This window comes from Paraburkholderia solisilvae (assembly GCF_902859875.1).
Lineage (GTDB): Bacteria > Pseudomonadota > Gammaproteobacteria > Burkholderiales > Burkholderiaceae > Paraburkholderia > Paraburkholderia solisilvae.
Genome location: NZ_CADIKF010000006.1, coordinates 1 through 25562 on the forward strand (window position 1 = coordinate 1; position 25562 = coordinate 25562).

Below are 25562 nucleotides of genomic sequence, written 5' to 3' on the forward strand. Positions count from 1 at the left end.
GGCCGGGCTCGCCGCCGCTGCGCCCGGCGCCGCGGATTCGGCGGCGTGCGCGGTATGCACGAACGGTGCGCGCGCGACGCCGGCCGCGCAGGCGAGTACGGCGAAGGTGAGGACGGCGCGAGTCATGAACGAGCGCGTCATGAACGAGCGGGCCACGAATGATCGGGTTACTCGCGGCTTCGCGTCAGCGGGTTGGAAGATCGGCTTCATTCCGGTTGACTCCCGCATGCCATCGGCAGCCGGCCGGTTTGCTTCGGCGCGGGCGTTGGATCGTTCGGCCGGGGCTGCCGCGCGAGCCAACCCGATACCGCGGTGATGTCCCGGTCGGTGAGCTTGACGGCGATCGTATGCATGCAATCGGGGGCGATTGCGTGACGCGTGCCCGAGCGCCAGGTGCCCATCTGCCCGACGATATAGCTCGCGTGCAGGCCGAGCAGGCCGGGAATGCCGGGCTGCGTTCCGGTGAGCCGCGCGCCGTGACAGGCCGCGCACGCGGGCAGCTGGCGCGACGGGTCGCCTTGCATCACGAGCTTCTTGCCGTAGTCGAGCACGTCGGCGGGCAGCGGCTGCGTATCCGCATTCGGGTAGGGCGGCTGCAGCGCGGCGAAATATTCGGCGATCTTATGCAGGTAAGGGTCGGGCAGAAACGCGAGCAGATAGCCCATCGGCGGATAGGTGCGGCCGCCGTCGCGAAATGCGATCAACTGGTTGAACAGATAGTCTGCGGGTTTGCCGGCGATGCGAGGAAAGTAATCGTTGTTGCGGCCTTGGCCCTGCACGCCGTGACAGGTGGTGCACGCATGCATCCGTTCGTCCATTGCGGAAGGCATCGAGGCGGGCATGCTCGCGGTTGCCGCCGGGCTGTCCGTCTCGGCAGCGGCAGCAGGAAAGGCCGCGTCGGCTAGCACGAGGCAGAGGAAAAGCACGACCGATATGCCGACAATTCCGCGACGCACGACGAGCCTCGTAGGAAGTTAGGGTTGGCTTCTTGCTGTGAATTTTTGTTGCTTACCCATGCGCACGCCCCGCGCATTGCGCAGGACTGCTACTGCGAGTTCGGAACATCATACGTGTCATCGATGCTGCTTTCAACGAAGGTTAGTTGATCCATGTCGAACAAGTGCGAGGTAATTGGCGGGCGCCGTCATGTGCATGACATGTTTGTGTTCCTGCGAGCGGCCGCGAATGCCGAGCGCGCATGGGGGACCCGCTTGCTCCGGCGCGCCGGCGTACGCCGCCGCGGGGCTCCCACGCGCCTGGCATCGCCGCGCTCGTCGGCGGCTTGCCCGGTTCGCCGCAGTGGGCTCCCGGCGCGCACGAAGGCGCACGCGAAGGCCGGTGCAATAATCAGAACCGATAGCCAATGCCGGCCTGGATCAGGTCCGCGTCGAGGCTCGTGCGCGTGACCACGCGGTTCCACGTGACGCGGGTGAGCCAGTGTTTGCTTAGCCGGTAACTCGCGGAAAGCGAGATGAGCCCGGAGATGGTGCCTTTGATGCCGGCGGAGCCCGGCCCATTGAACGTGTCGATTGCGTAGTACGGGCCCACTCCCGCTGCAAGCGTCAGATGTTCGTTGAAGAACGCGCGCGTGAGCCACAGCTGCGATGCAAGCCCGTTGCGCCGCACCGCCGCCGGGACGTTTTCGTGCATGTAGCTCGCGGTCCAGTCGACATACTTGAAAAGGCCGCGCCGGTATTCGACGCTCGTCGAGAAGCCCGATTCCGAATTGAGACTGTTCTTGATCGTCTCCCCGGCGAGTACGGTGAATTCGTTACCCGTGACGCGGTCGGTGCGCGCAAGCGGGCGGTCGCGCGGTCCCGGTTCGTCAGGCGCGTCGAGCTGATAGCCGATGCCGAACAGCACGCCTGTCGTGTTCGGACCGCCGCTGATCTGCACGCGATTCAGTTGCACCTGCATGATCCAGCGATCCGATGTGTAGTACGCGGCCCGCACGCTCATCAATGCGCCGACGCCGTGGTCGTTCATGAACCCGTCCGGGCCGCCGTTGGTGGTATCGGAATAACGATACGGTCCGACGCCGGCCGACAGCACGAAGCGCCGGTTCTCGAGCGGCAGGCGTCCCCACAACTGCACGCTCGGGCCGTCCCGATGGTGGGCGGGCAGGTGCCCCTCGTTGAGCCATGTGATGCCGAGCGCCGCGTACTTGCCCAGTCCTTCCTGGTAGTCGAACGCCCACGAATAGGTGTGCGTCCCCGTGCCGGTGAGCGCGCCGCCAAACAGCGCGAACTCCTGTGCGCTCGCGCGCTGCATGTGGCAAGCGCCGGCCGCAACCAGCAGCGGGCCGAGCAGGCGGAGCAGTCCGGAGCGTGTCGCCCGGCGTGTCAGCAAAGCAAAAGAAACGTCAAAGTCGGTTGGCATCGAACGGGACAGCGGCACTTCCTCCCCATTGGGGATTAAGCCGAAAGCAAGGTATTGCAAAGGTTTGTCTTATTTAACAATCCATCAACTAAGACGAACCTGATGTTGATCGCTTAATTGCCGACACTTTGCCACAGTGAGCTCGGGCGTGCAGATTGGTGCCTATTCCATACGCGTATCAACTGAGGGATTAGTAGGAATCGACGAGACGATCGGCCGCTGCGTCTTGTTTCTCCAGATTTCTTCCATATGGGTGACAGATTGTTTCAGAAGAATCACCATGATTTTTCAGACGTTCCTTCGAATAAAAAGGAAAATTTGGACAATGAAATTAAATTGGTTAACTTGGTAATCCTGATCGGTTATTTTAATGTTTCTTTCGAATCTTTGACGAATCGGAGTCTTCTGGTTCTCAATATTTAAGCATCATGTTTTGACTCCGATTCCCACACGCTTTTTTGCCGCCCCCTATTGGTCCGTAAGCGCAATCAGTCGCAAGCACTTTTGTTCGTGTGCGCTCCGTGGTCGCGCGTGTCCCCGCAATCGCCCGCACCCGGCCGCCGGCTCCGCTGCCCGAAAGGCCGCCGCCCGAAAGGCCGCTGGCCGAAAGCCCGGTGGCCGAAAGTCCGGTGGCCGAAAGTCCGGTGGCCGAAAGTCCGATAGGCCGCAATCTCTGTCGACCCCTCGCTCGCCAACCGGTGTGGACGAAGCGCGTCGGCAGCACACACAACAAACAAATACCGAGGGAGCATCCGTGAAGCTACGCGTCATTCTGGCCGACGACCATCCATTCGTTCTGCTGGGCATTCAGGCCACGCTCGCCGCTCAGGGCGACGTGCGCGTGGTCGGCGAGGCAACCAGTCCGTCGTCGCTGTTCGAGGTAATGCATGCCACCGCCTGCGACGTGCTCGTGACCGACCTCGCCATGCCGAACGAGTCCGGCGACGCCGAAGACGGTCTGCGGCTGATCCGGCGTATCCGCAGCCACTGGCCGCAGGTGCGCATCGTCGTGCTGACGAGCCTGACCAATGCGGCCATTCTGCGTTCGATCATGGCCACAGGTGTGCTCGGCATGCTGAACAAGATCGAGTCGATGGACGAACTCGCCGCCGCGATTCGCGCGGCAGGCGCCGGACGCTCGCATGTCAGCCGCTCGGTGCTCGAGGCGCTCTCCAACGCCAGCGGCGAGACGCTCGGCATGTCGCCGATGCGCGAACTGTCGCCGCGTCAGACCGAGGTGCTGCGGATGTTCGTGCGCGGCCATTCGATCTCCGAGATCGCGCAGCACTTCGGTCGCGACGTACGCACGGTCAGCCGGCAAAAGCGCGATGCAATGGCAAAGCTTGGCGTCAGCAACGATCCCGGGCTCTTTGCTTTTGTCCGCGCGCACGGGCTGACGTGATGCCATATCAATTAACCATCGAATGTGTTTTCGCGTTTTCTCATTGCTATTTCGGAGCAATCTTATGTCTGTCTGGCGATAAATGCTCAATTCTCGCCGGATCCAGCCAACGCTCCGTCATTTGGCCTTAGGACACGGATCAAAGGAGCTCTTTCAATGAATGCCAGGAACGACATTACCGCGCCAGTCCGAACGATCATCGCCGATGATCATCCGCTCGTGCTGCTGGCGATCGAGAATCTGATGTCGACGTATCCCAACATGGAAATTGTGGGACGCGCGACAGATTCCTCGCAGTTGTTCGCCGAAGCGGGGCGAGTGTCGTGCGATCTGGTCGTGATGGATCTGTATATGCCCGGCGGCTCGAACGGCGACGGTCTCGACATGGTTCGCCAGTTCCGGACGCGCTTTCCCGAAGTGGTGCTCGTGGTCCTGACGATGGAAACCGAAGCGGAGGCCTTGCAGAAAGTCATCGCGCTCGGCGTGGGCGCGGTGGTCAGCAAGCGGGACCGCATCGACCTGATCCACGTGGCGATCATCACGGCGCTCGCACACGAGTGCTATCTCGGACCGGCGATCCGCACACTGCTTGCGGACGCAACCATCGCGCGCCGGCTCGACTACGTGAGGCAGATGCTGTCGCGGCGCGAACTGGAAGTCCTCACGCATTACGCGTCGGGTCTCGGCGTCACCGAGATCGCGGCGCGGCTGGGCCGCAGCGTCAAGACGATCAGCGCGCAGAAGTGCACGGCGATGCGCAAGCTGTCGCTGCACAGCGACGCGGACCTCTTCAGGTTCGCCGTCGAACACGGCGTCGTCTCCGGCGACCGTCCGTAGGCCGCGCGCGGTCCGCGCGCATGGACCGTTGCCGCGTTGCGCCTGCGGTTCGTCCGCACCGTCGACTGCCGTTCGCGGTGCGGCGCCGGACAGCAGGCCCATCGCCGTGCGACGGGAGGCAGGCACACCAGGTGGCACAGATCCCGGGGAAGCGCAGTGCGCGGGGGCTGTCCACAGTCACACAAAAAGAACATGAATCAGACTATCCGGATCATCGTGGCCGATGATCACAGCTGTGTCCGCGCGGGCGTGAGGTGCCTGCTCGATAACGTCCCGCATATGTCCGTGGTCGGCGTCGCGCACGATACGCTCGGGCTCGCCGAACTGCTCGACACCTGTCCGTGCGATCTGGTCGTATCCGACATCGGCATGCCGGGCATCGACGGCGAGAGCAATGCGATCCTGTTTCTGCGGCGCACGCTGCGCGCCATGCCGCATCTGCCGGTCGTCATCCTGACCATGATCCATCAGCCGAGAACGCTAGCCGGCCTGCTGCAGATGGGCATCGCGGCGATCGTCGACAAACGCGACGCGGCCGCTTCGCTGATTGCCGCAGTCGACGCGGCGTATGCGGGCCGCCGCTTTCTCTCCAGCCACGCGCGCAAGGCGATCGGCGAGGCCGCCGCGCCGCAACCGGGGGCCGCGGTATTGAGCGCGCGCGAATGGGAGGTGTTCCGGATGTACGCGCAAGGCATGACGATCCAGCAGATCGCGGCGCGGCTGTCGCGCAGCGGCAAGACGATCAGCACGCAGAAACGCAATGCGATGCGCAAGCTCGGACTCGAAACCGAAAACAGCCTGATCGCGTACGCGCGGCAGATCGGTTTGACTTGATGACTGAAGCAGCGATCGTGCGGTAACAGGTAGTGCGTGTTCAGCGATTCGCTCATTTAAGAATAGTCCGATTAACGTCGCCGGGTATTGATTCGACAATTTGCGGTCGCGCCCGCCTCGCCGGACGCGCCGCGCCCGGGAAGGATCTGTCATGCACAACGACGTGCGAGTGGCGCGATTCTGAAGGTTCGCCATCGCAGGCTGGCCTTTGTCGACACGTGATGCATGGACGGAAATCGCAATGGCAAGCCTGGGTAAACGGTTGGTGGTCGAAGGCGCCGGTACGGCCTGGGTGGTGTTCGTCGGTTGCGGCAGCGCGGTGCTGAACGCGGGCGCGGTGCAGCAAGGCTGGGGTGTGCTCGAAGTGCCGTTTGCGTTCGGTCTGGCGTTGACGACGGCCATGGCGGTGCTCGGACGCGTGTCCGGCGCGCATTTCAATCCCGCGGTGACAGTCGGGTTCGCAACCGCGCAGCGCTTTCCGGTGCGTGATCTTTTGCCGTACATCGCGGCGCAATTGATCGGCGCGCTGGTCGGCGCTGCGCTGCTCGCTTATGTCGCGAGCGGGCGCCCGGGCTTCGAGTTGAGTTCGAGCACCTTCGGCGCGAACGGCTACGACGATCATTCGCCATCCGACTATCGGCTGCATGCCGCACTCGCGGTCGAATTCGCGATGTCGTTCGTATTCGTCTTCGTGCATCTCGCGATGTCAACGCGCAAGGCGTCGGCTTCGTTCGCGCCGCTCGTGGTCGGCGCCTGCTTCGCGCTGATCTATCTGATTGCAACGCCGGTGACCAACGCGTCGGTCAACCCGGCGCGCTCCACTGCAGTCGCGCTTTTCGTCGGCGACTGGGCGCTCGATCAGTTGTGGCTCTTCTGGGCCGCGCCGATGGCGGGCGGCCTGCTCGCCGGTCTGGCGTACCCGTTGATGGGCCGCGACACCGTCGCCGCGATCGACTGGCGCAACGCCGGGGCCGCGCCCCGCGATCTGCGCTGATGCGGCGGCATCGGCAAAGCGTGCGCGGCATGAAGCAAAAGAATCACCCGCCGCGCGCCGGCTTCTACCGCGCCACCGGTCGTTCATTGCGGCGCTGGGCGCTGCGCGCGCTGATTCTTGTCGCCGCGTTCAGCGTCTACCGGATGCTGTTTGCCACGCCTGTCGTACCCGCCGCGCCCGCCGTACCTGCAGCAACCGCAGCACCTGCAGCACCTGCAGCAACGAAGGCGGTCTCATCACCCGATGTGCGTGCCGATCACGCGCTGCCGCGCCGAATGATCATCGGCGTGCTCGCGAGCGGCTGGTCGCCATTCGAAGAGTTCGACCAGGGCGAGCTGACCGGATTGAGCGTCGACTACCTGCGTGCGCTTGCCGGCCCCGATGTCGAATTCGACGTGAAGACCTTCGCGGACATGCCGCAACTGCTGGCCGCGGCCTGCGCGAATCAGGTCGACGTGTTGATGAGCCTCGCGCGCACGCCGGAACGCGAGCACTGCGTGGCGTTTTCCGCGCCGTATTTCGATGCATCGACATCCGTGGTTGCGCGCGCAAGCGACGTCGATGCATCGGATCGCGTGCAAAACGGCGATGTGCGGGTGGCGGTCGAGCGCGGGTTTCTGCTCGAGGGCGTGTTGCACGAGCGTTTTCCGCGCGCGCAGATCGATGCGTTCGAAGACACGGCGTCGGCGCTGCGCGCGCTCGAACGAGGTGACGACGACATCTACTTCGGCTACACGCCGGCGGTGCAGCATTACCTCGCCACGCCTGAATTCACCGCGCTCAAAGTGGTATTCGAAGAGCGGCGCCGCAGCGAGTTGCGCTTTGCGGTGCCGCGCGGCCGGAGTGCGTGGCGCGATGAACTCAATCGCGCGCTCGCGGCGTTGCCGCCCGCGCAGGCCACGGCGATCCGCACGCGCTGGATCGCCGGCGCGGTGGCGCAGCATCCGGCCTCCGCGGTGCTGGCGGGCGGCGCGCGGACGAACGGCAATCCGACCGTGACGGCGTTGCGTCTGTTGCCGCTCCTGATCGGCATCGGCGTCACGTTGCTGGTGACGTTGCGCGCGTATTCACTGCTGCAACGGGAAGTGCGGCGTCGCGAGCAGACCGAGCGCGAACTTGCAGCCCAGCTGAACTTTCAGCAGACGATGATGGAAATGGTGCCGTACCCACTCGTCGCGAAAGATCTGAAGGGCCGCTATATCGCGGTGAATCAGGCGTTCGAGCGGCTGTCCGGATTGCGCCGCGCGGCGGTGATCGGCCGGACCAGCACCGACGTGCACGCGTGGGGCGCGCAAAACAGCGTTCGTCTCGAGCAATTGATGCAACATTCGCTCGCGACCGGCGAGCGTGCGGAGGCCGAGCTGCAGTTCGCCGATCACGCCGGTTATCACCGGCACGGATTCTTCTCGGTGTGCATCTGCGAAGGTGTCGACGGCGCGCCGTCATGCGTGCTCGGCACGCTCGTCGACATCACCGACATTCGCCGCGCCGAGATGCTCGCGCGCGAAACCGAGCGGCGCCTGTTCGACGTCACCCGCTCGCTGCCCGCGGTGGTGTTCCAGTTGCGTCGCGCGCCGGATGGCGCGTACTCGTTCCCGTATATCGGCGGCGACACGAAGTACTGGCTCGTGCGCGATAGCGGCACGCTGATGCGCGGCGGCGCGGTGAACTTCGGCCGCGTCTGTGCGGAAGACCGGCCGCGCGTGATGGCCGCGCTCGAGCGTTCCGCAAACACGTCGGAACCGATCCATGTCGAATTCCGGATGATGAGCATCGACGATTCGCGCTGGGTGCGCGCGGAACTCGTGCCGCGCCGCGAGGCGGACGGCGGCACGGTCTGGAGCGGCTATTGGGTCGATGCGAGCGCGGAGCGGCTGCGCTCCGACGAACTTGCGCGCGCCCGCGATCTCGCCGAAGCCGCGTCGCGCGCGAAAGACGACTTCCTCGCGATGATGAGCCACGAGATCCGCACGCCGATGAACGGCGTGCTCGGGCTCGTCGAAGTACTCGAACGCACGCGCCTCGACGCCGACCAGGGCGAGATGCTGCGGATGATTCACGAATCGGCGGGCGCGCTGCTGCAGATTCTCGACGATCTGCTCGACTATTCGAAGATCGAAGCAGGGCGGCTCACCATCGAAACCGAGCCGCTCGATTTGCGCGATCTGGTCGATACGGCGGTCGGACTGCTCGCCGCGCGCGCGCATGAAAAAGGCCTGAAAATGCGCGTCGACATCGAGCCGCGGGTAGCGGCGCGGGTGCGGGGCGACAGCGTGCGCTTGCGGCAGATTCTCTTCAATCTGCTCGGCAACGCGATCAAGTTCACGCCGTCGGGCGAGGTCGATGTGCACGTTGCGGTGATGCAGGAGACCGACGCCGGTCAGACCATCCAGATCATCGTCGAAGACACCGGTATCGGCATTGCGCCCGACGTGCAGGCGCGTCTGTTCGAGCCGTTCGTGCAGGCGGAGACGTCGACCACGCGCCGCTTCGGCGGCACGGGCCTCGGACTCACGATCTGCCGCAAGCTGGTCGATCTGATGGGCGGGACGCTCGAGCTCGCCAGTACGCCCGAGGTCGGCACGCGCATGACGCTGCAACTGCTGATGCCGGTCGATTCGCGCCGCTACACGGTGGGCGGCTTACGCGGCAAGCGCGGCCTTGTCGCGGTGGCGGACACGCAGGTCCAGCAGGCGCTGCTGCATTTCGGCGCGGCGCTGGGCATCGAATTGCGCGCGGCATCGTCCGGCGCGCCGGAATTGCGTGAGCCGCAGACGCTGGCCGCGTTCGATCTGGTGTTCGTCGGCGAAGGCTTCGACTTGCCGGCGCATGCGTTGCCGCATTCACGCGTGATTCGTCTCACCGAAAAACCGAAGCCGACCGGCTACCGGATCGTCGACGATTCCGTGCGCGTCAGCATCAACCCGATCTCGTGGCGCGGTCTCGGCGCCGCGTGCGCGGCCGCGCTGACCGGCCTCGCGCCGAAGCCCGCGCCTGCGCGCGGCGCGCCGGTCGCGCAACTGACGCTGCCCGACCGGGAACGCGCGATCGCGAGCGGCCGTCTCGTGCTGGTCGCCGAAGACCATCCGGTGAATCAGGAATTGATCCGGCATCAACTGGCGTTGCTCGGTTTCGCGTGCGACGTGGTGAACGATGGCGAAGAGGCGTTGCAGGCGCTCGAATGCGGCAGCTACGGTTTTCTGATCACCGATTGCCATATGCCGAATCTTTCGGGATACGAACTGGCCAGCCGGGTGCGCGAAAAAGAAGCACAAGCGAACGGCGCAGATGGTACAGATGGCGCAGGCAGCGCATCAAGGCTGCCGATCATCGGCATTACCGCGAACACGGCGCCCGAGGACCTGAAAGCGTGCCGCGATGCGGGCATGGACGACTGTCTGATCAAGCCGACCCGCCTCGCGACCTTGCGTGAACACCTGAGCCGCTGGATGGCGGCGGATGGCAATCGTCATCCGGCGCAGGACGCGGGCGGTGCGGATGCGCGTCGAGCGCTGCGCGATGACGGGCCGCCGGCCGAGCGTGTTTTCAGTCCGCCGGCGGCGCAGTCCGAGAGCCGCGTTGCCGCGCCATTCGTACCCGTCGACCTCGCGCATCTGACGCGGATATGGGGCAGCGAGTCGACGGTGAAAGCGTTGCTCGATTCGTTCATCTCGTCGGTGCGCGACGATGTGCGCGCGCTGCCGCCGCTGCTCGAGGAACCGGACCTCGTGGCATTGCGTGCATGGCATCATCGCGTCGCCGGCGCGGTCGGCGTGCTGCAATACCCGCCGCTTTTCAGTGTGCTCGAAGAGTATCGCCTCGGCATGGCGGATAGCGAACCCGAGCGTCTGCGCGCAGACGGCCTTGCACTCGTTCGCAAGTGCAACGCGATGCTCGACGGTATCGAAGGACAGGCGGCGCTGCTGCCGTAGCGTCCCGCGGTGAAGGCGCGCGGCACTGCCATGTGCGTGACTTCGAATTCAACTAGTATGTGTTCGCAACGTACCGTAGTGAATTCGGAGAAAGTCATGATCGCAATACGTAAGTTGAAGCTGGCTGCGATAGTGCTCGCGTTCGCATCGAGCGCCGCGTTCGCGGAGACCGTTGCGTTGACGGCGGATCTCGAACCGTCGAGCGAGGTGCCGCCGCGTGTGAGCCACGGCCACGGCATGCTGAACGCGACCTTCGATACGGCGATGAAGTCGCTGCAATGGACCGTGACGTACGAAGGCTTGTCCGGACCGGCCACCGCCGCGCACTTTCATGGCCCGGCGCCGGTCGGACAGAACGCGGGCATTGTGATTCCAATCGACAAAAAGGCGCTGCCGACTCCGATCAAGGGCGCCTCGACGCTCACGGAACAGCAGGTGACGGACCTGTTGGCCGGCCAGTGGTACTTCAACATCCACACTGCACAGAATCCGATGGGCGAGATTCGCGGCCAGGTGATGCCGGCGAACTGAGGATCGCGAACCGAGGCTGGCAACTGAGACTGGCAACTGAGACTGGCAACCGCGGCTGGCAAACCGCGGCTGGCAAACCGCGGCCAGCAGATCGAATCCGGCGACAACCGGCCACATAGCCAGCGCGGCGTCGATGCACCGAACGTCGCGCGTGGCTCGCACACCGAACAGCGTATCGTCAGAACTCGAAGCCGGCAGACGAACTACGTTTCGCCGGCCTTTCCGTTTTCCTGACTGACCTCCAGCGTCGAACCATCAGCGCGAATACACGTACCATGTGTCGATGACCGTCGACGGAGCGTGTTCCGATGAGTTGGCAAAGCGCACTGGCTTGCTGGTTCCTGCGCCGGCAGTTCCTGCCTCATACGCGGCGCCTCGAGATCAGCGCCGAGCATGCGCGGGCGCTGACCGCGCGACGCGCGTGGTCGCCGCGCGTGCCCCGGGGCTGGCAACTGCGCGAGCAATACGGCGAGCGCGACTGGCCGTTGCGCGGCGAATGGCTCGATCCTGAAGGCACGGTGAGCGCCGCGCATATTCCGGCCATTCCGACCATCCTGTACATGCACGGTGGCGGCTACTACTTCTGCTCGCCGAGCACGCATCGCGCCGTGTCGTTCGGTCTTGCGACCCGCGCGAGCGCGCGTCTTTTCTCGCTCGACTACCGGCTTGCACCCGAACACCGCTTCCCGGCGGCGCTCGACGATGCGCTCGCGGCATACCGCCGACTGATCGCGGCGGGCGCGCTGCCGCAAACCGTTGTGCTGGCCGGCGACTCGGCAGGCGGCGGCCTCGCGCTCGCGACGCTGGTCGCCTTGCGCGACGCCGGCGACCCGCTGCCGGCCGGCGCGGTGCTGTTCTCACCGTGGACCGATCTCGCCGCAACCGGTGCGTCGCTCAGCACGAACGACGGTGCGGACCCGATGTTCAGCGGCCCGTCGATTGCGCGCGCAGCAAAGCTGTATCTGGGCGAGGCGTCCGCGACGCATCCGCACGCGTCGCCGTTGTACGCGGACATGCGCGACCTGCCGCCGTTGTTTATTCAGGTGGGCAGCACCGAGGTGCTGCTCGACGATGCGCGCCGGGTCGCCGCGCGCGCGACGCAGGCGGGCGTCGCGGTCGAACTGCAGGTCTGGCCGAAGATGCCGCACGGGTGGCAATTGTGGACGCCGTTTCTGCCCGAAGCGCGACGCGCGCTCGATGATGCCGCGGCTTTCGTGCGCCGCGTGACGCCGGTACGCGGCGACACTCAGCGATCGAGCGCGACCTCGATGGTCTGATACGCGGCCTGCACCGCGTCCAGTCCGTAACGCCGCTCGAGCCGGCGCACCGTGAAGTGTCCATGCGCGACATGCTGGAAGTGGTCCATAAACACGGTATTGACCATCGCACCGAGCACCGCGCCGATCGCCGGAATCGATTTTGCGGCGACCTGTTCGCTGACCTGCGCCGAGAAGCGCGACGCGATCGTGTTCAAGAGCCGCAGCAACGCGGCCGACCCATGTGACGTGAATCCCTTCGTCGCCATTTCCGACGACGCCTTCGACACCGCCTGTGCGAGTGCGCCACGCATGATGAAGTAGCCGTAATCGGCGTCGTCGTCCGCTTTCGACGTGCCGCCCATGCCGAGCACCGTCAGGCATTGCAGCTGCGTGTCGATCGACGCGAGGTCTTCGCCTTCGCTGCGCGCAATATCGCAGATCGAGCGGAACATCAGCGTCGTCGTGACCGGCAGCTCGACCGGCAATGCGAACAGGCCGAATGCGCCGCCCGCCGCGCCGGTCGTGGCGACCGCGAACTTGTGCAGCAGATTGCTCGGCTTGTCGTTTGCCGCGAGCGGCACCGCGCGGCCCAATGTGCGCAACGCGATTTGCAGGCATTTGCGCAGCGCCGTTTGCGTTGCGTCGTTGATCTTTTCGTTGGCCGCGGCCGGCATGCGCGCAATCAGTTTTTCGAGCGGCGCCCCGACGATGCTCGCGAGCTTCATCGCAAGCGCCGGGCTTTCGAGCTCGTGCTTGGCGCGCCGCAGCGCGTCCAGGTCGTCGGGTGACAGGGTGGGTTCTTCTGACGAAATCGGGTCCATGAAACTCCTCAAGCTCGCGTCGCGGCGGCCGGATGACCGTCGCGTGTGCTATCCGCGTCGCGCCGCGGGCAGGCTCCTGCAAGGTTAGAGCCCGGGTCCATGGTATGATTCCATATCGTTGACTTGTCAACTGTTGTGTCGACAAAAAATGGCCGTTCACACCGCCGCTCACCATTCGAGTGGGCAAGTCTTACCCTTCCGGGAATCGCTGCTGGCGATGCTCGGCGTTTCGTTCGTTTCCATGCTGGTCGCGCTCGATCAGACCGTCGTCGGCACCGCGCTGCCGACCATCGTCGCCGAACTGCGCGGCTTCGAGCTGTACGCGTGGGTCGCGACCGCGTACCTGTTGACGTCGGTGATCACCGTGCCGATCTTCGGCAGGCTGGGCGATTATTACGGCCGCAAGCCGTTTCTGATCGCGTCGATCATCGTGTTCACCGGCGCATCCGTGCTATGCGGCGCGGCGAACAGCATGCTGTTTCTGGTCATTGCGCGCGGCTTGCAGGGCATCGGCGGCGGCATGCTGGTCGGCACCGCGTTCGCGTGCATCCCGGACCTCTTTCCCGATTCGGTCGTGCGTCTGCGCTGGCAGGTGCTGATGAGCACCGCGTTCGGCATTGCGAATGCGGTCGGCCCGTCGCTCGGCGGTTTCCTTACGCAGTATTGCGGCTGGCGTTCGGTGTTTTACGTCAACCTTCCGGTTGGTCTGATTTCGCTGTTCTTCGTCTGGCGCTATCTGCCGCATTTGCGGCACGTCGTTCACAAGGGCAAGATGCGCCTCGACTGGCCCGGCGCGCTGCTTATCGCGCTCGCGCTCGGCAGCTTGCAACTCTTTGTCGAACGGCTGTCGAAACACGGCTTCAACGGGTCGTCGGGCGCGTTGCTCGCGGTCAGCGTCGCGTCGTCGTATGCATTGTGGCAGTGGGAGAAGCGCTTTGCGCAAGCCATTCTTCCCGTCGATATGTTCCAGAACAGGAGTCTTAACGCGCTCTTCGTGCTTGCCGTACTTGCCGGCTTCTCGATGTTCTCCATCCTCTTCTACGCGCCGCTGCTGTTCCAGGGCGGTTTCGGCATGTCGCCGAACGAAGCGGGACTCGTGATCACACCGCTCGTCGTGTTCATCACAATCGGCAGCATCGCGAATGGACGGGTCGTTTCGCGTATCCGTCATCCGAATACGATGCTGTATATAGGATGTGTGCTGCTGGCCGTCGCGTGTTGCGGCGTGGCGATCGCGACCCGCACGATGCCGCACGCGCTGTTGATGCTGCTGATGGTGCTCGCGGGGCTGGGTCTTGGCTTCGTGCTGCCGAACCTGACGATCTTCGCGCAGCAGACCGCGGGCCGCGAACACTTCGGCATTGCGACCGCGCTGCTGCAATCGCTGCGCATGATCGGCGGGATGATCGGCACGGCGATCACCGGCACGCTCGTCACGCAAATGTATGCGAGCGGTGTGCGCAATGCGCTCGAGCGCGACCACGCGGGGCACTGGTATGCGGACCTCGGCGATCCGCAGATCCTGATCGATCGCGGCGCGCAGGCGCATCTGCTCGACCAGCTGACGCGCGCGGGCCATAGCGGCGCGGCATTGCTCGAAGCCGCGCGCACGTCGCTGGTGGGCGCGATTCACATGGGTCTGGCGATCGCGACGGTGGTCGCGGTTGTGTCGATCTGGCAGAGCCGGCGCGTGCCGCCGGTGAAGCTGTCGCGCAAGCTCGAACCGACGGTCGCCGCCGAGTGATTCACGTATTGACGACTTGAGCCGGGTGGCAATCTCATGGAAGAACAGGACCGGATCGCGATCCTTCATCAGTTCGGCCGCACGTATCGCGCGTTTATGTCGGCGTTCGAGGCGCAAGTGGGTCACCCGATGCCGCGCTGGCGGATTCTGCTCGCGCTGCACGAGCAGGAAGGCGAGTCGTCGCAAAAGCGACTCGTCGAACGGCTGCGCGTCGACCCTGGCGCGCTCACGCGGCAACTGAAACTGCTCGAAGCGCTCGGCTGGATCGCACGCAGTATGGACGAACGCGACAATCGCGTAACGAACGTGCAGCTCACCGATGCGGGCCGTGCGGCGATCGAAGCGAGCCTGCCGAGCCGCAATGCGTTCCTGCACGAGACTTTGGCGGGATTGCCCGAGGATGCGCTCGCGGCGTTGTCGAGCGCGTTGGGGATGCTTGAAGCGCGCATCGCGGAGGTCGCCGTGGGCGTACCGGCGCGCGAGGCCGAAGCGGGGCGTTGACGCGTCGATGCGCTGAAGAGCGCGAACGAAGCGGATCGAACGGATCCGGGCGAACCAACCCTGGCGAACGGATTCAGGCAAAAAGACGGCGGCAGCGATGCCGCCGTTGCTTTATGGACGGCGCGGTCAAAAGAACGTTTCGATCACTTCCGTCACGTGATACGACCGGTCGACGACCAGCACCTGACGCCACTTGTCGAAAGTCAGACACGGATGCGAAATGTCGAACGCGATCATATCGCCGACTTTCAGGTCCGCACCTGCCGGAATCCGCATGTAAGCATGCTGATCCATCATGGTGAACACTTCCCAACCTTCGCTTGCCTTGACGTCGCGCGGTGTGGTGTGGCCCGGCCGAAAGTGGCGCGCGGGTTCCGGCATGCCTGAATCGAACGCGGCATCGCGTTTGCCGAAGCCGATGATCGCGCGGTCCGGCTCGGGAATGGACTGCACGTACGCCCACAACTGCAACGCGGGCAGCAGGGCTTCGCCCATTTTCTTCGCGACCGGGTTGCGCGCCAGAATGTCGGTCTGCGCCTTGCGATAGACACCGACGTCATGCGTCAGATAGCAGCCCGGACGCAGCACGATTTCGATCTGGCTCGCGTCGGCGGCTTGCGCGAATTCCTCGGCGACGACGTCGTACCACGCGGAGCCCGCGCCGGACAGAATGGCCGGCTTGCGCGCGAAGCGGCCCGCATTGAGCAGCGCGCGCGTGGTCTCGACCGCGGCGCGTAGAAATGCGCGCACCTCGTGCTCTTCCTTCAAGATGCCTTCATACAGCTCGATGCCGGCAAGCTGCAGCGAATCCGGATAGTGTGCGATCGCATCGAGCACCGCTTTGAGCTGTTCGCCATTGCGCACCCCGGTGCGGCCGCCCGGCACGCCGAGCTCGATCAGCACGTTCAGCTGCTTGCGTACGGAGCCGAAGAACTTGCCGAGTTGTTCGACGCCCGCGACCGAATCGACCAGACAGTAGAACTCGAAGTCCGGATCACTCAGCAGTTCGGCGACCATCAACATATTGCGCTTGCCGACCAGCTGATTGGCCATCAGCACGCGCGATACCCCGCCGTGATACGCGGCGCGCACCTGATGCGCGGTGGCAAGCGTGATGCCCCATGCGCCGGTTTCGAGCTGACGGCGAAAGAGGTGCGGCGCCATCGTGGTCTTGCCGTGCGGCGCGAGCTTCACGCCGTATTCGGCGACGAACGCCTGCATCCACTTCAGGTTGTGCTCGATGCGATCCGCGTACAGCACGGCGGCCGGCAGGCTCACGTCTTCGTCGAGCAGGTTCCATTCGAGGCGGCCCGCGTCGGTGAGCTGAATGCTGGTTCCCGGGACATTGCCGAGACCTTTGCTGAACGGATCGATTGTCGGTCCTTGATAGTTTGTAACTTTCATTGCGTGCTACTCCATCGCGCGGTTGTATCGCGGCAAAGTTGACTTCGTCATGTTACAGAAAGTACGATGCTCAACGAAATGTTATTTATTACCAACGCACTGCCTGCGCGCCGCGCGGCGTTTTCCGCCGTATCGCGGCTCGCGTCCTGCTTGCCACGGCCGGTGCGGCCAATGGCGGACTTCAATGAACTCTAGCGCCGAACCGCTCGCCTTCGACATCGTCGCGCGCATTGCTGAATGCGCACCCGAGTTGCGCGCGGCCGAACGCAAGGTCGCCGCGCTGATTCTCGACGATCTGACGAGCGCGTCGCACGCGAGCATCGGCGAACTGGCGCAGCGCGCGGACGTCAGCATCGCGACCGTGACGCGCTTTGCGAAAGCCGTCGGCTGCCGCGACGTGCGCGAGCTGAAGCTGCGGCTCGCGCAGGCGGCGGCGGTCGGTCAGCGCTTTCTGCCGCGCGGCGCACCGGACGCTGCGCAAGAGCATATCGCGACACGCGTGTTCGATGAAGTGCAAACCACGCTGACGCATCATCATCAACTGCTGCTGCAGGCGCCGCTTGCCGATGCGGCCGCCGCGCTGCGCGCCGCCCGCATGATTTACGTGTACGGCATGGGCGGCGGCTCCACCGCGCTCGCCGACGAAATGCGGTTCAGGCTGGTGCGTCTCGGGCGGCCGGTCGCCACGTATCAGGATGGATTGCTGCAGCGGATGGTGGCGAGCACCGTGTCGCGCGATTGCGTCGTGATCGCGTTGTCGGCAACCGGGCGGGTGCCCGACATGGTCGATAGCTGCCGGCTCGCGCACGGTTATGGCGCGACGCTGATCGCATTGACCGCACCCGCGTCGCCGCTCGCGAAACTCGCGGACTGGCTGATTCCGATCGTGGCGTTCGAAACCGATTTCATCTACAAGCCGTCGTCATCGCGTTACGCGATGCTGATGGCCATCGACGTGCTCGTCACCGAACTCGCGGTCAGTCAGGGCGATGAAAGCCGCGAGTTGCTGCGCCGTATGAAACATGTGCTCGACGCGCATCGCGGCGGCGGCGATCGTCAACCGATAGGAGACTGATCCATGCATTCGCATCCTGAAGCCGCGGATACGCTGATCGTAGCCGCGCAGCTTTACGACGGCACCGGCGTGCCGCCGGTCGAACGCGATGTCGCCGTGCGCGACGGCCGTATCGTGGCCATCGGCAATCTGTCGAACTGGCTGGCCGAAGAGGTAATCGAAGCGAACGGCCACGCGCTCGCACCGGGCTTTATCGACGTCCATACGCACGACGACACGCATGTGATCCGCGCGCCGCAGATGCTGCCGAAGATCACGCAGGGCGTGACGACGGTGATTGTCGGCAACTGCGGAATCAGTGCTTCGCCGGTTACGCTGAAAGGCGATCCGCCGGACCCGATGAATCTGCTCGGCACGCGCGACGCGTTCAGCTATCCGACCTTCGCCGCGTATGTCGATGCGGTGAATGCGGCGCGGCCGGCGGTCAACGTCGCGGCGCTGATCGGTCACACGGCATTGCGCAACAATCAGATGGACCGGCTCGATCGCGCGGCGACACCGCAGGAGATCGAACAGATGCGTGCGCAACTGACTGAAGCGTTGGCGCACGGCGCACTCGGACTCAGCTCGGGGCTTGCATATGGCGCCGCGTTCGCGGCGCCGACCGAAGAGGTGATGGCGCTCGCGGCGCCGCTTGCCGAGGCGGGCGCGCTGTACACGACGCATATGCGCACCGAGTTCGACGCGATTCTCGACGCGATGGACGAGGCATACCGGATCGGCCGCCATGCGCGCGTGCCCGTGGTGATTTCGCATCTGAAGTGCGCGGGGCCGACCAACTGGGGACGCAGCGCCGAAGTGCTTGAATCGCTGGAAGGCGCGCGGCGCATGCAGCCGATCGGCTGCGACTGCTACCCGTACAGCCGCAGTTCGTCGACGCTCGACCTGAAGCAGGTGACCGGCGACATCGACATTACCGTCACCTGGTCGACGCCGCATCCGGCCATGGCGGGCAAACTGATCAGGGACATCGCGGACGAATGGGGCGTCACGCAGCAGGAAGCCGCACAGCGCCTGCAGCCGGCGGGCGCCGTGTATCACAACATGTCCGAAGACGACGTGCGGCGCATCCTGTCGCACCCGGCGACGATGATCGGTTCCGACGGTTTGCCGAACGATCCGTTGCCGCATCCGCGTTTATGGGGCGCATTTCCGCGCGTGCTCGGCCACTATGCGCGCGACCAGCGGCTGATTCCGCTCGAAGAGGCGGTGCGCAAGATGACGAGCCTGTCTGCGCGTCGCTTCGGGTTGACGCAGCGTGGCGAAGTGCAGGTCGGCTATCACGCCGATCTGGTGCTGTTCGACCCGGCGCGTGTGCGCGACGCGGCGACCTTCGACAAGCCGCAGCAGGCAGCCGACGGCATTGAAGCGGTGTGGGTGAGCGGCGTGCTGTCGTATCGCGACGGTGCGCCGACCGGCGAGCGCGCCGGTCGTTTTGTGGCGCGCGGTGCGCGGCCCGCGACGGGCGACCGCGCGGCGCATGACGCGCAACACGATTTCTGAATCGAATCTGATGACCAGACAGGGAGCGAAAGATGAAGCGTTATGGCGTGGAAGGCGGTAAGGGCACGGGCGGTCAGCATATGCCGTTTGCGCGGGCAGTCGAAGCGGACGGCTGGCTGTATGTGTCCGGACAGACGCCGATGCAAAACGGCGAAGTGATCAACGGCGGGATTGTCGAGCAGTCGCACAAGGCGCTGCAGAACGTGTTTGCCATTCTGAAAGAGGCCGGCTACGGCGCCGAGCATGTCGTGCGCTGCGGCGTGTGGCTCGACGATCCGCGCGACTTCGCTTCGTTCAACAAGGTGTTTCGCGAGTACTTCGGCGAGCATCCGCCTGCGCGCGCGTGCGTGGTGTCGAGCATGGTGATCGATTGCAAGGTTGAAGTGGATTGTGTTGCGTATAAGGCGGTGAAGCGTTGAGCGTGGTGGGTGTTCGCATACGAGGGAGACTCGGGTGACGAACCGTTAGTCGGCAAGCGGATTCGCGTATTTCGCCGACGCGCCGATGAATGAATCAGCGCTGATACGCGAATTCGTCCGTCATCCGTCCGCTCGAACGCCTGCATACCTAAACAATGGATCGCAACAATCATCACGGAGCCCGTCATGCGCGACCGAGACTCTCCTGATGCTCACGCCACCGTCCCGGCGACAAACCATCCAGTTCCTTGAACACCGCGGTAAAGTGCGCCTGCCCCTGAAATCCCACCGCAAGCGCGACATCCACGATCGGCAGACCGCGCATCAGCAGCGCCTTCGCGCGTTCAATGCGTCTTGCCCGCAAGAACGCATGCGGCGTGCGACCCGTCGCAAGCCTGAATTGCGCCGCAAAATGCATGCGGCTCAATCCCGCCTGCCGCGCGATATCGTGCAGCGTGACCGGTTCGGCGAGATTCGCGTCGATATAGTCGATCACGCGTCGCAAACGCGGCTCCGACAGTCCGTGTGTTTCCGATGCGCCCGGCCGCTCGTGCGCATAGCGCGACAGCACGTGATGCAGAATGCCTTGCACCATCCCGTCGATCGACACGACATTGTCCCGACGTGCATCGTCGCGCGTTGCCGCGAGCGAGCGCGCGATCGGCACCAGTGCGGGGTCGACGCGAAAGGCGGGGTCCTCGAGCCGTAGCGCCGACGCATTCGTGCGCAGACTGCCGTATTCGGATTCGACGAGTTCGCTCGGCAGAAATAGATGAATCGCCTCATTGGCCCCGCGGAAACTGCATGTCACCTGTTCGCCGGGCGCGGTCAATTGCACGCCGCCCATGCCGCCCGTGCCGCGATCGAGCAGACGGCCGTTCTTGTAGCAGTCGACGGTGGCCTTGCCGAGCAGGATGCTCACCGTGTAGTGCTGCTCGGACATCGGCGCGGTCAGTTCACGGCGCACGACGCGCTCGTCGGTCCAGTGCCCGATCACGACATCGCTCTTCGCCGCCTCGTTTGTGCAGTGCGGAATTTCTCGCCACGCGTGCTCATCCGCCAATACCTGCTGTAACGACGCACGCGCCTGGAATGCGTTGGCGTGCCTGCCATCGGTCTGCATGAAACGGTCTCCTGTCCAACTGGCCAGCTTGTGGTGAACGATGCGGTAAAAGACGGGCGAACGATGCGGTAAAAGCTACGGCGGCCGGCATAGCGAGATATACGGCGAAATATAACGCTAGTTTCACCCGGCATGCGGGAAATTAGCGTTTGCCCGTATGCGGGAACGCAGTCCGACGTGTCTGGCGGCCAACCGTGCGAATCCGAAATCAATCGCTCCATGCCTGCCCGCAGACTGATCGGGCAGTGCAGTCGGCACTGACAAGACATCTGTGACCTTTAGGAGAGAAGAATGGCCAAAGTCTTATGCGTGCTCTATCCGGACCCGGTTACCGGCTATCCGCCGAAGTACGCGCGCAACAACGTGCCGGACATCAAGGGCTATCCGAACGGGCAGACCGTGCCGTCGCCGGAAGGTCCGCTCGGCTTCAAGCCGGGCGAACTGGTCGGTTGCGTATCGGGCGAGCTCGGTCTGCGCAAGTACCTCGAAAGCCACGGCCATGAACTGGTGGTGACCAGCGATAAGGACGGCGCCGATTCGACCTTCGACCGGCATCTGCCCGACGCCGACATCGTCATCTCGCAGCCGTTCTGGCCCGCGTATCTGACGGCCGAGCGCCTCGCGAAGGCGAAGAAGCTCAAGCTTGCGCTCACGGCCGGCATCGGTTCCGATCACGTCGATCTGAAAGCCGCCGCGAAGCATGGCGTAACGGTTGCCGAAGTGACGTTCTCGAACAGCATCAGCGTCGCGGAGCACGTCGTGATGATGACGCTTTCGCTGGTCCGCAACTATCTGCCGTCGCATCAGTACGCGGCCAACGGCGGCTGGAACATTGCCGATTGCGTGAGCCGCAGCTACGACGTCGAAGGGATGCACTTCGGCACGATCGCCGCGGGCCGCATCGGTCTCGCCGTGTTGCGCCGGATGAAGCCGTTCGACGTGCATCTGCACTATTACGATCCGCACCGCCTGTCGCCGGAGATTGAAAAGGAACTGAACGCGACGTACCACGAGACGCCGATGTCGCTCGTCAAGGTATGCGATGTCGTCAACCTGCAGATGCCGCTGTATCCGTCGACCGAGCATATGTTCGACGACAAGATGTTCGACCTGATGAAGCGCGGCAGCTACCTGATCAACACGGCGCGCGGCAAGCTGTGCGATCGCGATGCGGTGGTGCGGGCGCTCGAATCGGGCAAGCTCGCCGGCTACGCGGGCGACGTCTGGTATCCGCAGCCGGCGCCGGTCGATCATCCGTGGCGCCGCATGCCGTACGAAGGCATGACGCCGCATATCTCGGGCACCTCGCTGTCCGCGCAATATCGCTATGCGTCCGGCACGCTCGAGATTCTGCAATGCTTCTTCGACAAGCGGCCGATCCGTTCGGAGTACCTGATTGTCGACGGCGGCAATCTCGCGGGGACGGGCGCAGGGTCATACAAGCTGGACTGAAACGCGACTCGCATCGCGTTCCATTGCGATGCCTGCGGCCGTGTCAGAAATGTCCTGCAAGCGATTCGACGCTGCCCGATAGTTTTTGCGCCGGGTCCGTGCGACTCTACGTGTCGCCGGCCCGGCCGCGGGGGAAACCGGCATGCGGTGTGCGCGCCAGAATGGGCGGACACTGTGTGCCGGCGTCGATAAGGCGCGGGCCGGCTCTCGCCGGGGGTGCCCGGCGGGTGCGTGGCGACGCGGGTTACCAGCTCGCCGTCAGCGATTCGACACCGCGCAGATTGCTGCGCTGTTGCCAATGCAGGTTGTCGAGATTCGTAAGCGTGAGCGCCGGCAGACGGGTGAGCAGCGTTTCGAGCCCGATTTCGAGCTCCAGCAACGCGAGCCGGTAGCCGAGGCAATGATGAATGCCGGCGGCGAACGATATCGGCCGTGCGTCGTCGCGACCGATATCGAGCCGCTCCGGGCTCCTGAACTTCGACGCGTCGCGATTCGCCGCGCCGAGCATCAGCAGCAGCACCGTGCCGTGCGGCACGGTCGTGCCCGCAATCTCGATGTCCGCCATTACGACACGCGGCGCCATCTGCACGGACGAGTCGTAGCGCAAACACTCGAGCACGGCCTTCGGTATCCGCGTCGGGTCGCGCTTCAGGCGCGCCAGTTGTTCCGGATGACGGTGCAGCGCGATCAGCGCATTGCAGAGCATATTCGCCGTGGTTTCGTGCCCGGCGACGAACAGCAGGATCACGTTCGCGACGATTTCCTCGGTGGACAGCTTTTCGCCGTTTTCCTCCGCGTTGATCAATGCCGAAACAAGGTCGTCGCCGGGTTGCGCGCGGCGTGCGTTCACGAGGTCGGTGAAATACCGGTCCAGCACGTCATACTGCGCGCTCACCACGTTCAACTGGTCGAGCGGCAACGGGGCGACGTCGAGCAGGCGCACCACCTGGACGCTCGCGCCGGCCATCAAGGCGGCATCCGCAAGCGGCACGTTCAGCATCCGGCAAATGATTTCGACGGGCAGCCGCAACGCATAGCCGGACAGCAGGTCCACGGTCCCTTCGGAGATGAATGCGTCGATCAGCCGGTCTGCCGTTTCGCGCGCCGTGTCGCGTATCGCTTCGATCTGCCGCGCGTTGAATGCCTGCATCATCAGGCTGCGCAGGCGCGTGTGTTCCGGCGGATTCATCAGGATAAAGCTGGCGTTCGCTTTCTGGAACAGCGGCCGCCGCGCGACCTCCTCGCCGTAACGCAACTGCACGCTATGCAGGTAGTCCTTGCCCGCGCGGCGATCGTGCAACAGCTTGTCGACGATCTCGTAATGTCCGCTCGCCAGCTGCTTCGGCCCGATCGTCGCGAACGGGCCTGCGGCGCGCAGTTGTTCGTACAGCGGGTAAGGGTTCTCGAAAAACGAAGGGGTGCGGAAATCGGCGAGCTTCATCGGCGTACTCATCGGATTGAGGTGCATACGCACCGACATCGATGACAACACCCGTCGGTCAACTGTATTCCTCGGGCAATGATGGATGAATCGGGGCACGCTCATGACCGATGACGCGCCGCCGTGCGCGTGCAGGAAAGGCAGCCGGACGATTGCGTGACTGGCTTCGCGATTGGCTACTGTCGTGCGGTGCGCAGATTGTCCGGCATCGGCACATTGAAGTTCGTGCGGAACGGATTGATGTCGAGGCCGCCGCGCCGCGTATAGCGCGCGTAAATCGCAAGCTTCACGGGCTGGCAGGCGTTCAGCACATCGACGAACATTTTCTCGACGCACTGTTCATGAAAGCCGGTGTGATTCCGATAGGAAATGATGTAGCGCAACAGCGACGCCTGATCGATTTGCGGACCGACGTAGTGAATCTGCACACTGCCCCAGTCGGGTTGACCGGTCACCGGGCAATTCGATTTCAGCAGGTTCGAATACAGCGTTTCCTCGACCGGCGCTTCGCCGTGCGCCGCCTTCAGCAGCGACGCGTCGGGCTGGTAAATGTCCGTGTCGAGATCGAGCCGGTCGAGCGACAGCCCGTCGAATTCCTCGAGCGCGAGCTTGCCGAATTCCGCAGGGCCGTACAGATGCACGGAAACGCTTGCGCCGCAGCAGGCGGACACGTCGCGTTTGATCGTATCGCGCACGATGTCGATCGAGTCGAACGTTGTGTGTGCGAACGAACCGAGATAGAGCTTGAACGATTTCGACTCGACGATATTCGGCGAATCGGCCGGCACATAGAACGTCGCGATCGCGATCTGCGGCTTGCCGCGGGTATTGAGCCACGACAGTTCGTACGCGTTCCAGATATCGGTGCCGAAGAACGGCAGGCGCGCGACGATGCCGATCTGCTCGCGCGCGGCGCCTCGCGCAATCGGGAAGAGCAGCGATGCGTCGTACTGTTCGGTATAGGTGGACGGTTTGCCGAGCGGAGATTGATCGGGTGTCATGATGCATTCACGATGCCACTGACGACATGCCCGGTCGCGGTGACGTCGCGGGCCGATTCGCAGTGGCGAATTTGATCGTCGAAGAAAAAGTCGGGCTCGAACTCGCGCAGAAATGCGCCTTTTTCGAGGCCGCCGAGAAACATCGCTTCGTCGATTTCGATGTTCCAGGCCATCAGCGTGCGGATTGCGCGCTCATGCGCAGGCGCGGAGCGTGCGGTGACGAGCGCGGTGCGAATCCGCATCGGCGCGGCGGCGTCCGCGAGATTTTGCAGCCGGTGCAGCGCTTCGAGCAGCGGCTTGAGCGGCCCGTCGGCAAGCGGCAAATTGCGGTTGTCGATCTCGTGACCGACGAACGCCTGCAACCCGTTCCGCTGAAACACGCGTTCCGCTTCGTCCGAGAATAGCACCGCGTCGCCATCGAACGCGATGCGGATTTCGTGCGGATACTTGCTCGCCATGCGCGCCGATTCGGGCAGCACGCGCGCGGCGGGAAAGCCGGCCGCGAGCGCGTCGCGCACGTCATCCCGATTCGCGGAAAGAAACAGCGATGCGTTGAGCGGTTGCAGATACCCGAACGGCGCGCGTCCACGCGTGAACACGCCGCGCTCGATCGCCAGGCCATGCTCGCGGGCGGAGCTGAACGCGCGCAGCCCGCTGATCGGATCGCTGCGCGACAGAATGACGACTTCGACGCGCCGTGCGCCTGCATTCAGCGCGAGCAGCTTGCGGATCAGCGGGAATGCGACGCCGGGCTTCGCGGGCACATCGAGGCGCGAGCGCTGCAGCGCTTCGTACGCGCGCAGGTCGCCTTCCTCATACACGCGGTTCTCCTCCTCGAAGTCGAACAGCGCGCGCGACGAAATCGCCACTACCAGTTTGTCTTCGAGCGTGAAAGCCATAATGAAGTCGT

Annotated in this window: 21 protein-coding genes; 13 read left to right on the plus strand and 8 right to left on the minus strand. The window is 64.3% G+C overall.

The window, feature by feature from the left end; genetic code table 11:
- Nucleotides 1-206: 206 nt before the first annotated feature.
- Together HV675_RS05585 and HV675_RS05590 are read right to left on the minus strand one after the other, a co-directional pair.
- Complete coding sequence (locus HV675_RS05585; protein WP_175109981.1) at nucleotides 207-842, minus strand: c-type cytochrome; 636 nt, start codon at nucleotides 840-842, stop codon at nucleotides 207-209.
- Between the two features lie 505 nt (nucleotides 843-1347).
- Nucleotides 1348-2271 (minus strand): hypothetical protein, encoded by a 924-nt coding sequence (locus tag HV675_RS05590; protein ID WP_175109800.1) that lies wholly within the window; start codon nucleotides 2269-2271, stop codon nucleotides 1348-1350.
- An 877-nt stretch (nucleotides 2272-3148) separates the two neighbouring features.
- On the opposite strand from HV675_RS05590, the gene HV675_RS05595 reads away from it, so the two are divergent.
- From HV675_RS05595 to HV675_RS05625, 7 genes are all read left to right on the plus strand, one after another.
- Complete coding sequence (locus HV675_RS05595; RefSeq protein WP_175109983.1) at nucleotides 3149-3781, plus strand: response regulator; 633 nt, start codon at nucleotides 3149-3151, stop codon at nucleotides 3779-3781.
- A 156-nt stretch (nucleotides 3782-3937) separates the two neighbouring features.
- Entirely contained in the window at nucleotides 3938-4618 is a 681-nt protein-coding gene (locus tag HV675_RS05600) for a response regulator (protein ID WP_175109801.1), read from the plus strand.
- 192 nt (nucleotides 4619-4810) lie between these two features.
- Nucleotides 4811-5452 carry a response regulator gene (locus HV675_RS05605; protein ID WP_175109802.1) on the plus strand — a complete coding sequence of 214 codons (642 nt, stop codon included), beginning with the start codon at nucleotides 4811-4813 and terminating at the stop codon, nucleotides 5450-5452.
- 241 nt (nucleotides 5453-5693) lie between these two features.
- Nucleotides 5694-6446, plus strand: a complete 753-nt coding sequence (aqpZ, locus tag HV675_RS05610) for an aquaporin Z (RefSeq protein WP_175109803.1) — start codon at nucleotides 5694-5696, stop codon at nucleotides 6444-6446.
- 29 nt (nucleotides 6447-6475) lie between these two features.
- Nucleotides 6476-10378, plus strand: coding sequence for an ATP-binding protein (locus tag HV675_RS05615; protein WP_377700456.1), 3903 nt, complete (start codon nucleotides 6476-6478; stop codon nucleotides 10376-10378).
- Nucleotides 10379-10474: 96 nt separating this feature from the next.
- Nucleotides 10475-10909 carry a CHRD domain-containing protein gene (locus HV675_RS05620; protein WP_175109804.1) on the plus strand — a complete coding sequence of 145 codons (435 nt, stop codon included), beginning with the start codon at nucleotides 10475-10477 and terminating at the stop codon, nucleotides 10907-10909.
- Between the two features lie 308 nt (nucleotides 10910-11217).
- Nucleotides 11218-12186, plus strand: coding sequence for an alpha/beta hydrolase (locus HV675_RS05625; RefSeq protein WP_175109805.1), 969 nt, complete (start codon nucleotides 11218-11220; stop codon nucleotides 12184-12186).
- Here the strand turns inward: HV675_RS05625 and HV675_RS05630 are convergent.
- Nucleotides 12156-12989 (minus strand): EcsC family protein, encoded by an 834-nt coding sequence (locus HV675_RS05630; RefSeq protein WP_175109806.1) that lies wholly within the window; start codon nucleotides 12987-12989, stop codon nucleotides 12156-12158. The two genes, HV675_RS05625 and HV675_RS05630, sit on opposite strands and share 31 nt — an antisense overlap.
- A 148-nt stretch (nucleotides 12990-13137) precedes the next feature.
- Between HV675_RS05630 and HV675_RS05635 the strand changes: the two genes are divergently transcribed.
- Nucleotides 13138-14733, plus strand: coding sequence for an MFS transporter (locus tag HV675_RS05635; protein WP_175109807.1), 1596 nt, complete (start codon nucleotides 13138-13140; stop codon nucleotides 14731-14733).
- Nucleotides 14734-14769: 36 nt separating this feature from the next.
- The gene (locus HV675_RS05640) at nucleotides 14770-15234 is read left to right on the plus strand and encodes a MarR family winged helix-turn-helix transcriptional regulator (protein ID WP_175109808.1); all 465 of its coding nucleotides are present in this window, start codon (nucleotides 14770-14772) and stop codon (nucleotides 15232-15234) included.
- 126 nt (nucleotides 15235-15360) lie between these two features.
- Here HV675_RS05640 and HV675_RS05645 read toward each other — a convergent pair whose 3' ends face one another.
- Entirely contained in the window at nucleotides 15361-16638 is a 1278-nt protein-coding gene (locus HV675_RS05645) for an amino acid deaminase (protein ID WP_175109809.1), read from the minus strand.
- 184 nt (nucleotides 16639-16822) lie between these two features.
- Here HV675_RS05645 and HV675_RS05650 point away from each other — a divergent pair, with 184 nt between their 5' ends.
- The 3 genes from HV675_RS05650 to HV675_RS05660 are packed head-to-tail and all read left to right on the plus strand — an operon-like array spanning nucleotide 16823 to nucleotide 19635.
- The gene (locus HV675_RS05650) at nucleotides 16823-17713 is read left to right on the plus strand and encodes a MurR/RpiR family transcriptional regulator (RefSeq protein WP_175109810.1); all 891 of its coding nucleotides are present in this window, start codon (nucleotides 16823-16825) and stop codon (nucleotides 17711-17713) included.
- A 3-nt stretch (nucleotides 17714-17716) separates the two neighbouring features.
- The gene (locus tag HV675_RS05655; protein WP_175109811.1) at nucleotides 17717-19216 is read left to right on the plus strand and encodes an N-acyl-D-amino-acid deacylase family protein; all 1500 of its coding nucleotides are present in this window, start codon (nucleotides 17717-17719) and stop codon (nucleotides 19214-19216) included.
- A 32-nt stretch (nucleotides 19217-19248) separates the two neighbouring features.
- Nucleotides 19249-19635 (plus strand): RidA family protein, encoded by a 387-nt coding sequence (locus tag HV675_RS05660; protein ID WP_175109812.1) that lies wholly within the window; start codon nucleotides 19249-19251, stop codon nucleotides 19633-19635.
- Nucleotides 19636-19819: 184 nt separating this feature from the next.
- Here HV675_RS05660 and HV675_RS05665 read toward each other — a convergent pair whose 3' ends face one another.
- Entirely contained in the window at nucleotides 19820-20758 is a 939-nt protein-coding gene (locus tag HV675_RS05665; protein ID WP_175109813.1) for an AraC family transcriptional regulator, read from the minus strand.
- 291 nt (nucleotides 20759-21049) lie between these two features.
- Between HV675_RS05665 and HV675_RS05670 the strand changes: the two genes are divergently transcribed.
- Entirely contained in the window at nucleotides 21050-22210 is a 1161-nt protein-coding gene (locus tag HV675_RS05670) for an NAD-dependent formate dehydrogenase (RefSeq protein WP_175109814.1), read from the plus strand.
- Nucleotides 22211-22454: 244 nt separating this feature from the next.
- Here the strand turns inward: HV675_RS05670 and HV675_RS05675 are convergent, their stop codons facing one another.
- The 3 genes from HV675_RS05675 to HV675_RS05685 all read right to left on the minus strand — a co-directional run bounded on the left by HV675_RS05675 (nucleotide 22455) and on the right by HV675_RS05685 (nucleotide 25551).
- Nucleotides 22455-23663 (minus strand): cytochrome P450, encoded by a 1209-nt coding sequence (locus HV675_RS05675; protein ID WP_246270109.1) that lies wholly within the window; start codon nucleotides 23661-23663, stop codon nucleotides 22455-22457.
- 164 nt (nucleotides 23664-23827) lie between these two features.
- Nucleotides 23828-24652 (minus strand): NADPH-dependent 7-cyano-7-deazaguanine reductase QueF, encoded by an 825-nt coding sequence (gene queF / locus HV675_RS05680; protein WP_175109815.1) that lies wholly within the window; start codon nucleotides 24650-24652, stop codon nucleotides 23828-23830.
- On the minus strand, nucleotides 24649-25551 hold the full coding sequence (locus tag HV675_RS05685; protein ID WP_175109816.1) for a 5'-nucleotidase: 903 nt from the start codon (nucleotides 25549-25551) through the stop codon (nucleotides 24649-24651). Before HV675_RS05685 ends, queF begins: the two co-directional genes overlap by 4 nt.
- Between the last annotated feature and the right edge of the window lie 11 nt (nucleotides 25552-25562).

Coding starts and splice junctions, on each gene's coding strand:
- HV675_RS05585 (WP_175109981.1), bottom strand. CDS start 842: ATGCCCGCCTCGATGCCTTCCGCAATGGACGAACGGATGCATGCGTGC.
- HV675_RS05590 (WP_175109800.1), bottom strand. CDS start 2,271: ATGCAGCGCGCGAGCGCACAGGAGTTCGCGCTGTTTGGCGGCGCGCTC.
- HV675_RS05600 (WP_175109801.1), top strand. CDS start 3,938: ATGAATGCCAGGAACGACATTACCGCGCCAGTCCGAACGATCATCGCC.
- HV675_RS05605 (WP_175109802.1), top strand. CDS start 4,811: ATGAATCAGACTATCCGGATCATCGTGGCCGATGATCACAGCTGTGTC.
- aqpZ (WP_175109803.1), top strand. CDS start 5,694: ATGGCAAGCCTGGGTAAACGGTTGGTGGTCGAAGGCGCCGGTACGGCC.
- HV675_RS05615 (WP_377700456.1), top strand. CDS start 6,476: ATGAAGCAAAAGAATCACCCGCCGCGCGCCGGCTTCTACCGCGCCACC.
- HV675_RS05620 (WP_175109804.1), top strand. CDS start 10,475: ATGATCGCAATACGTAAGTTGAAGCTGGCTGCGATAGTGCTCGCGTTC.
- HV675_RS05625 (WP_175109805.1), top strand. CDS start 11,218: ATGAGTTGGCAAAGCGCACTGGCTTGCTGGTTCCTGCGCCGGCAGTTC.
- HV675_RS05630 (WP_175109806.1), bottom strand. CDS start 12,989: ATGGACCCGATTTCGTCAGAAGAACCCACCCTGTCACCCGACGACCTG.
- HV675_RS05635 (WP_175109807.1), top strand. CDS start 13,138: ATGGCCGTTCACACCGCCGCTCACCATTCGAGTGGGCAAGTCTTACCC.
- HV675_RS05640 (WP_175109808.1), top strand. CDS start 14,770: ATGGAAGAACAGGACCGGATCGCGATCCTTCATCAGTTCGGCCGCACG.
- HV675_RS05645 (WP_175109809.1), bottom strand. CDS start 16,638: ATGAAAGTTACAAACTATCAAGGACCGACAATCGATCCGTTCAGCAAA.
- HV675_RS05650 (WP_175109810.1), top strand. CDS start 16,823: ATGAACTCTAGCGCCGAACCGCTCGCCTTCGACATCGTCGCGCGCATT.
- HV675_RS05655 (WP_175109811.1), top strand. CDS start 17,717: ATGCATTCGCATCCTGAAGCCGCGGATACGCTGATCGTAGCCGCGCAG.
- HV675_RS05660 (WP_175109812.1), top strand. CDS start 19,249: ATGAAGCGTTATGGCGTGGAAGGCGGTAAGGGCACGGGCGGTCAGCAT.
- HV675_RS05665 (WP_175109813.1), bottom strand. CDS start 20,758: ATGCAGACCGATGGCAGGCACGCCAACGCATTCCAGGCGCGTGCGTCG.
- HV675_RS05670 (WP_175109814.1), top strand. CDS start 21,050: ATGGCCAAAGTCTTATGCGTGCTCTATCCGGACCCGGTTACCGGCTAT.
- HV675_RS05675 (WP_246270109.1), bottom strand. CDS start 23,663: ATGAGTACGCCGATGAAGCTCGCCGATTTCCGCACCCCTTCGTTTTTC.
- queF (WP_175109815.1), bottom strand. CDS start 24,652: ATGACACCCGATCAATCTCCGCTCGGCAAACCGTCCACCTATACCGAA.
- HV675_RS05685 (WP_175109816.1), bottom strand. CDS start 25,551: ATGGCTTTCACGCTCGAAGACAAACTGGTAGTGGCGATTTCGTCGCGC.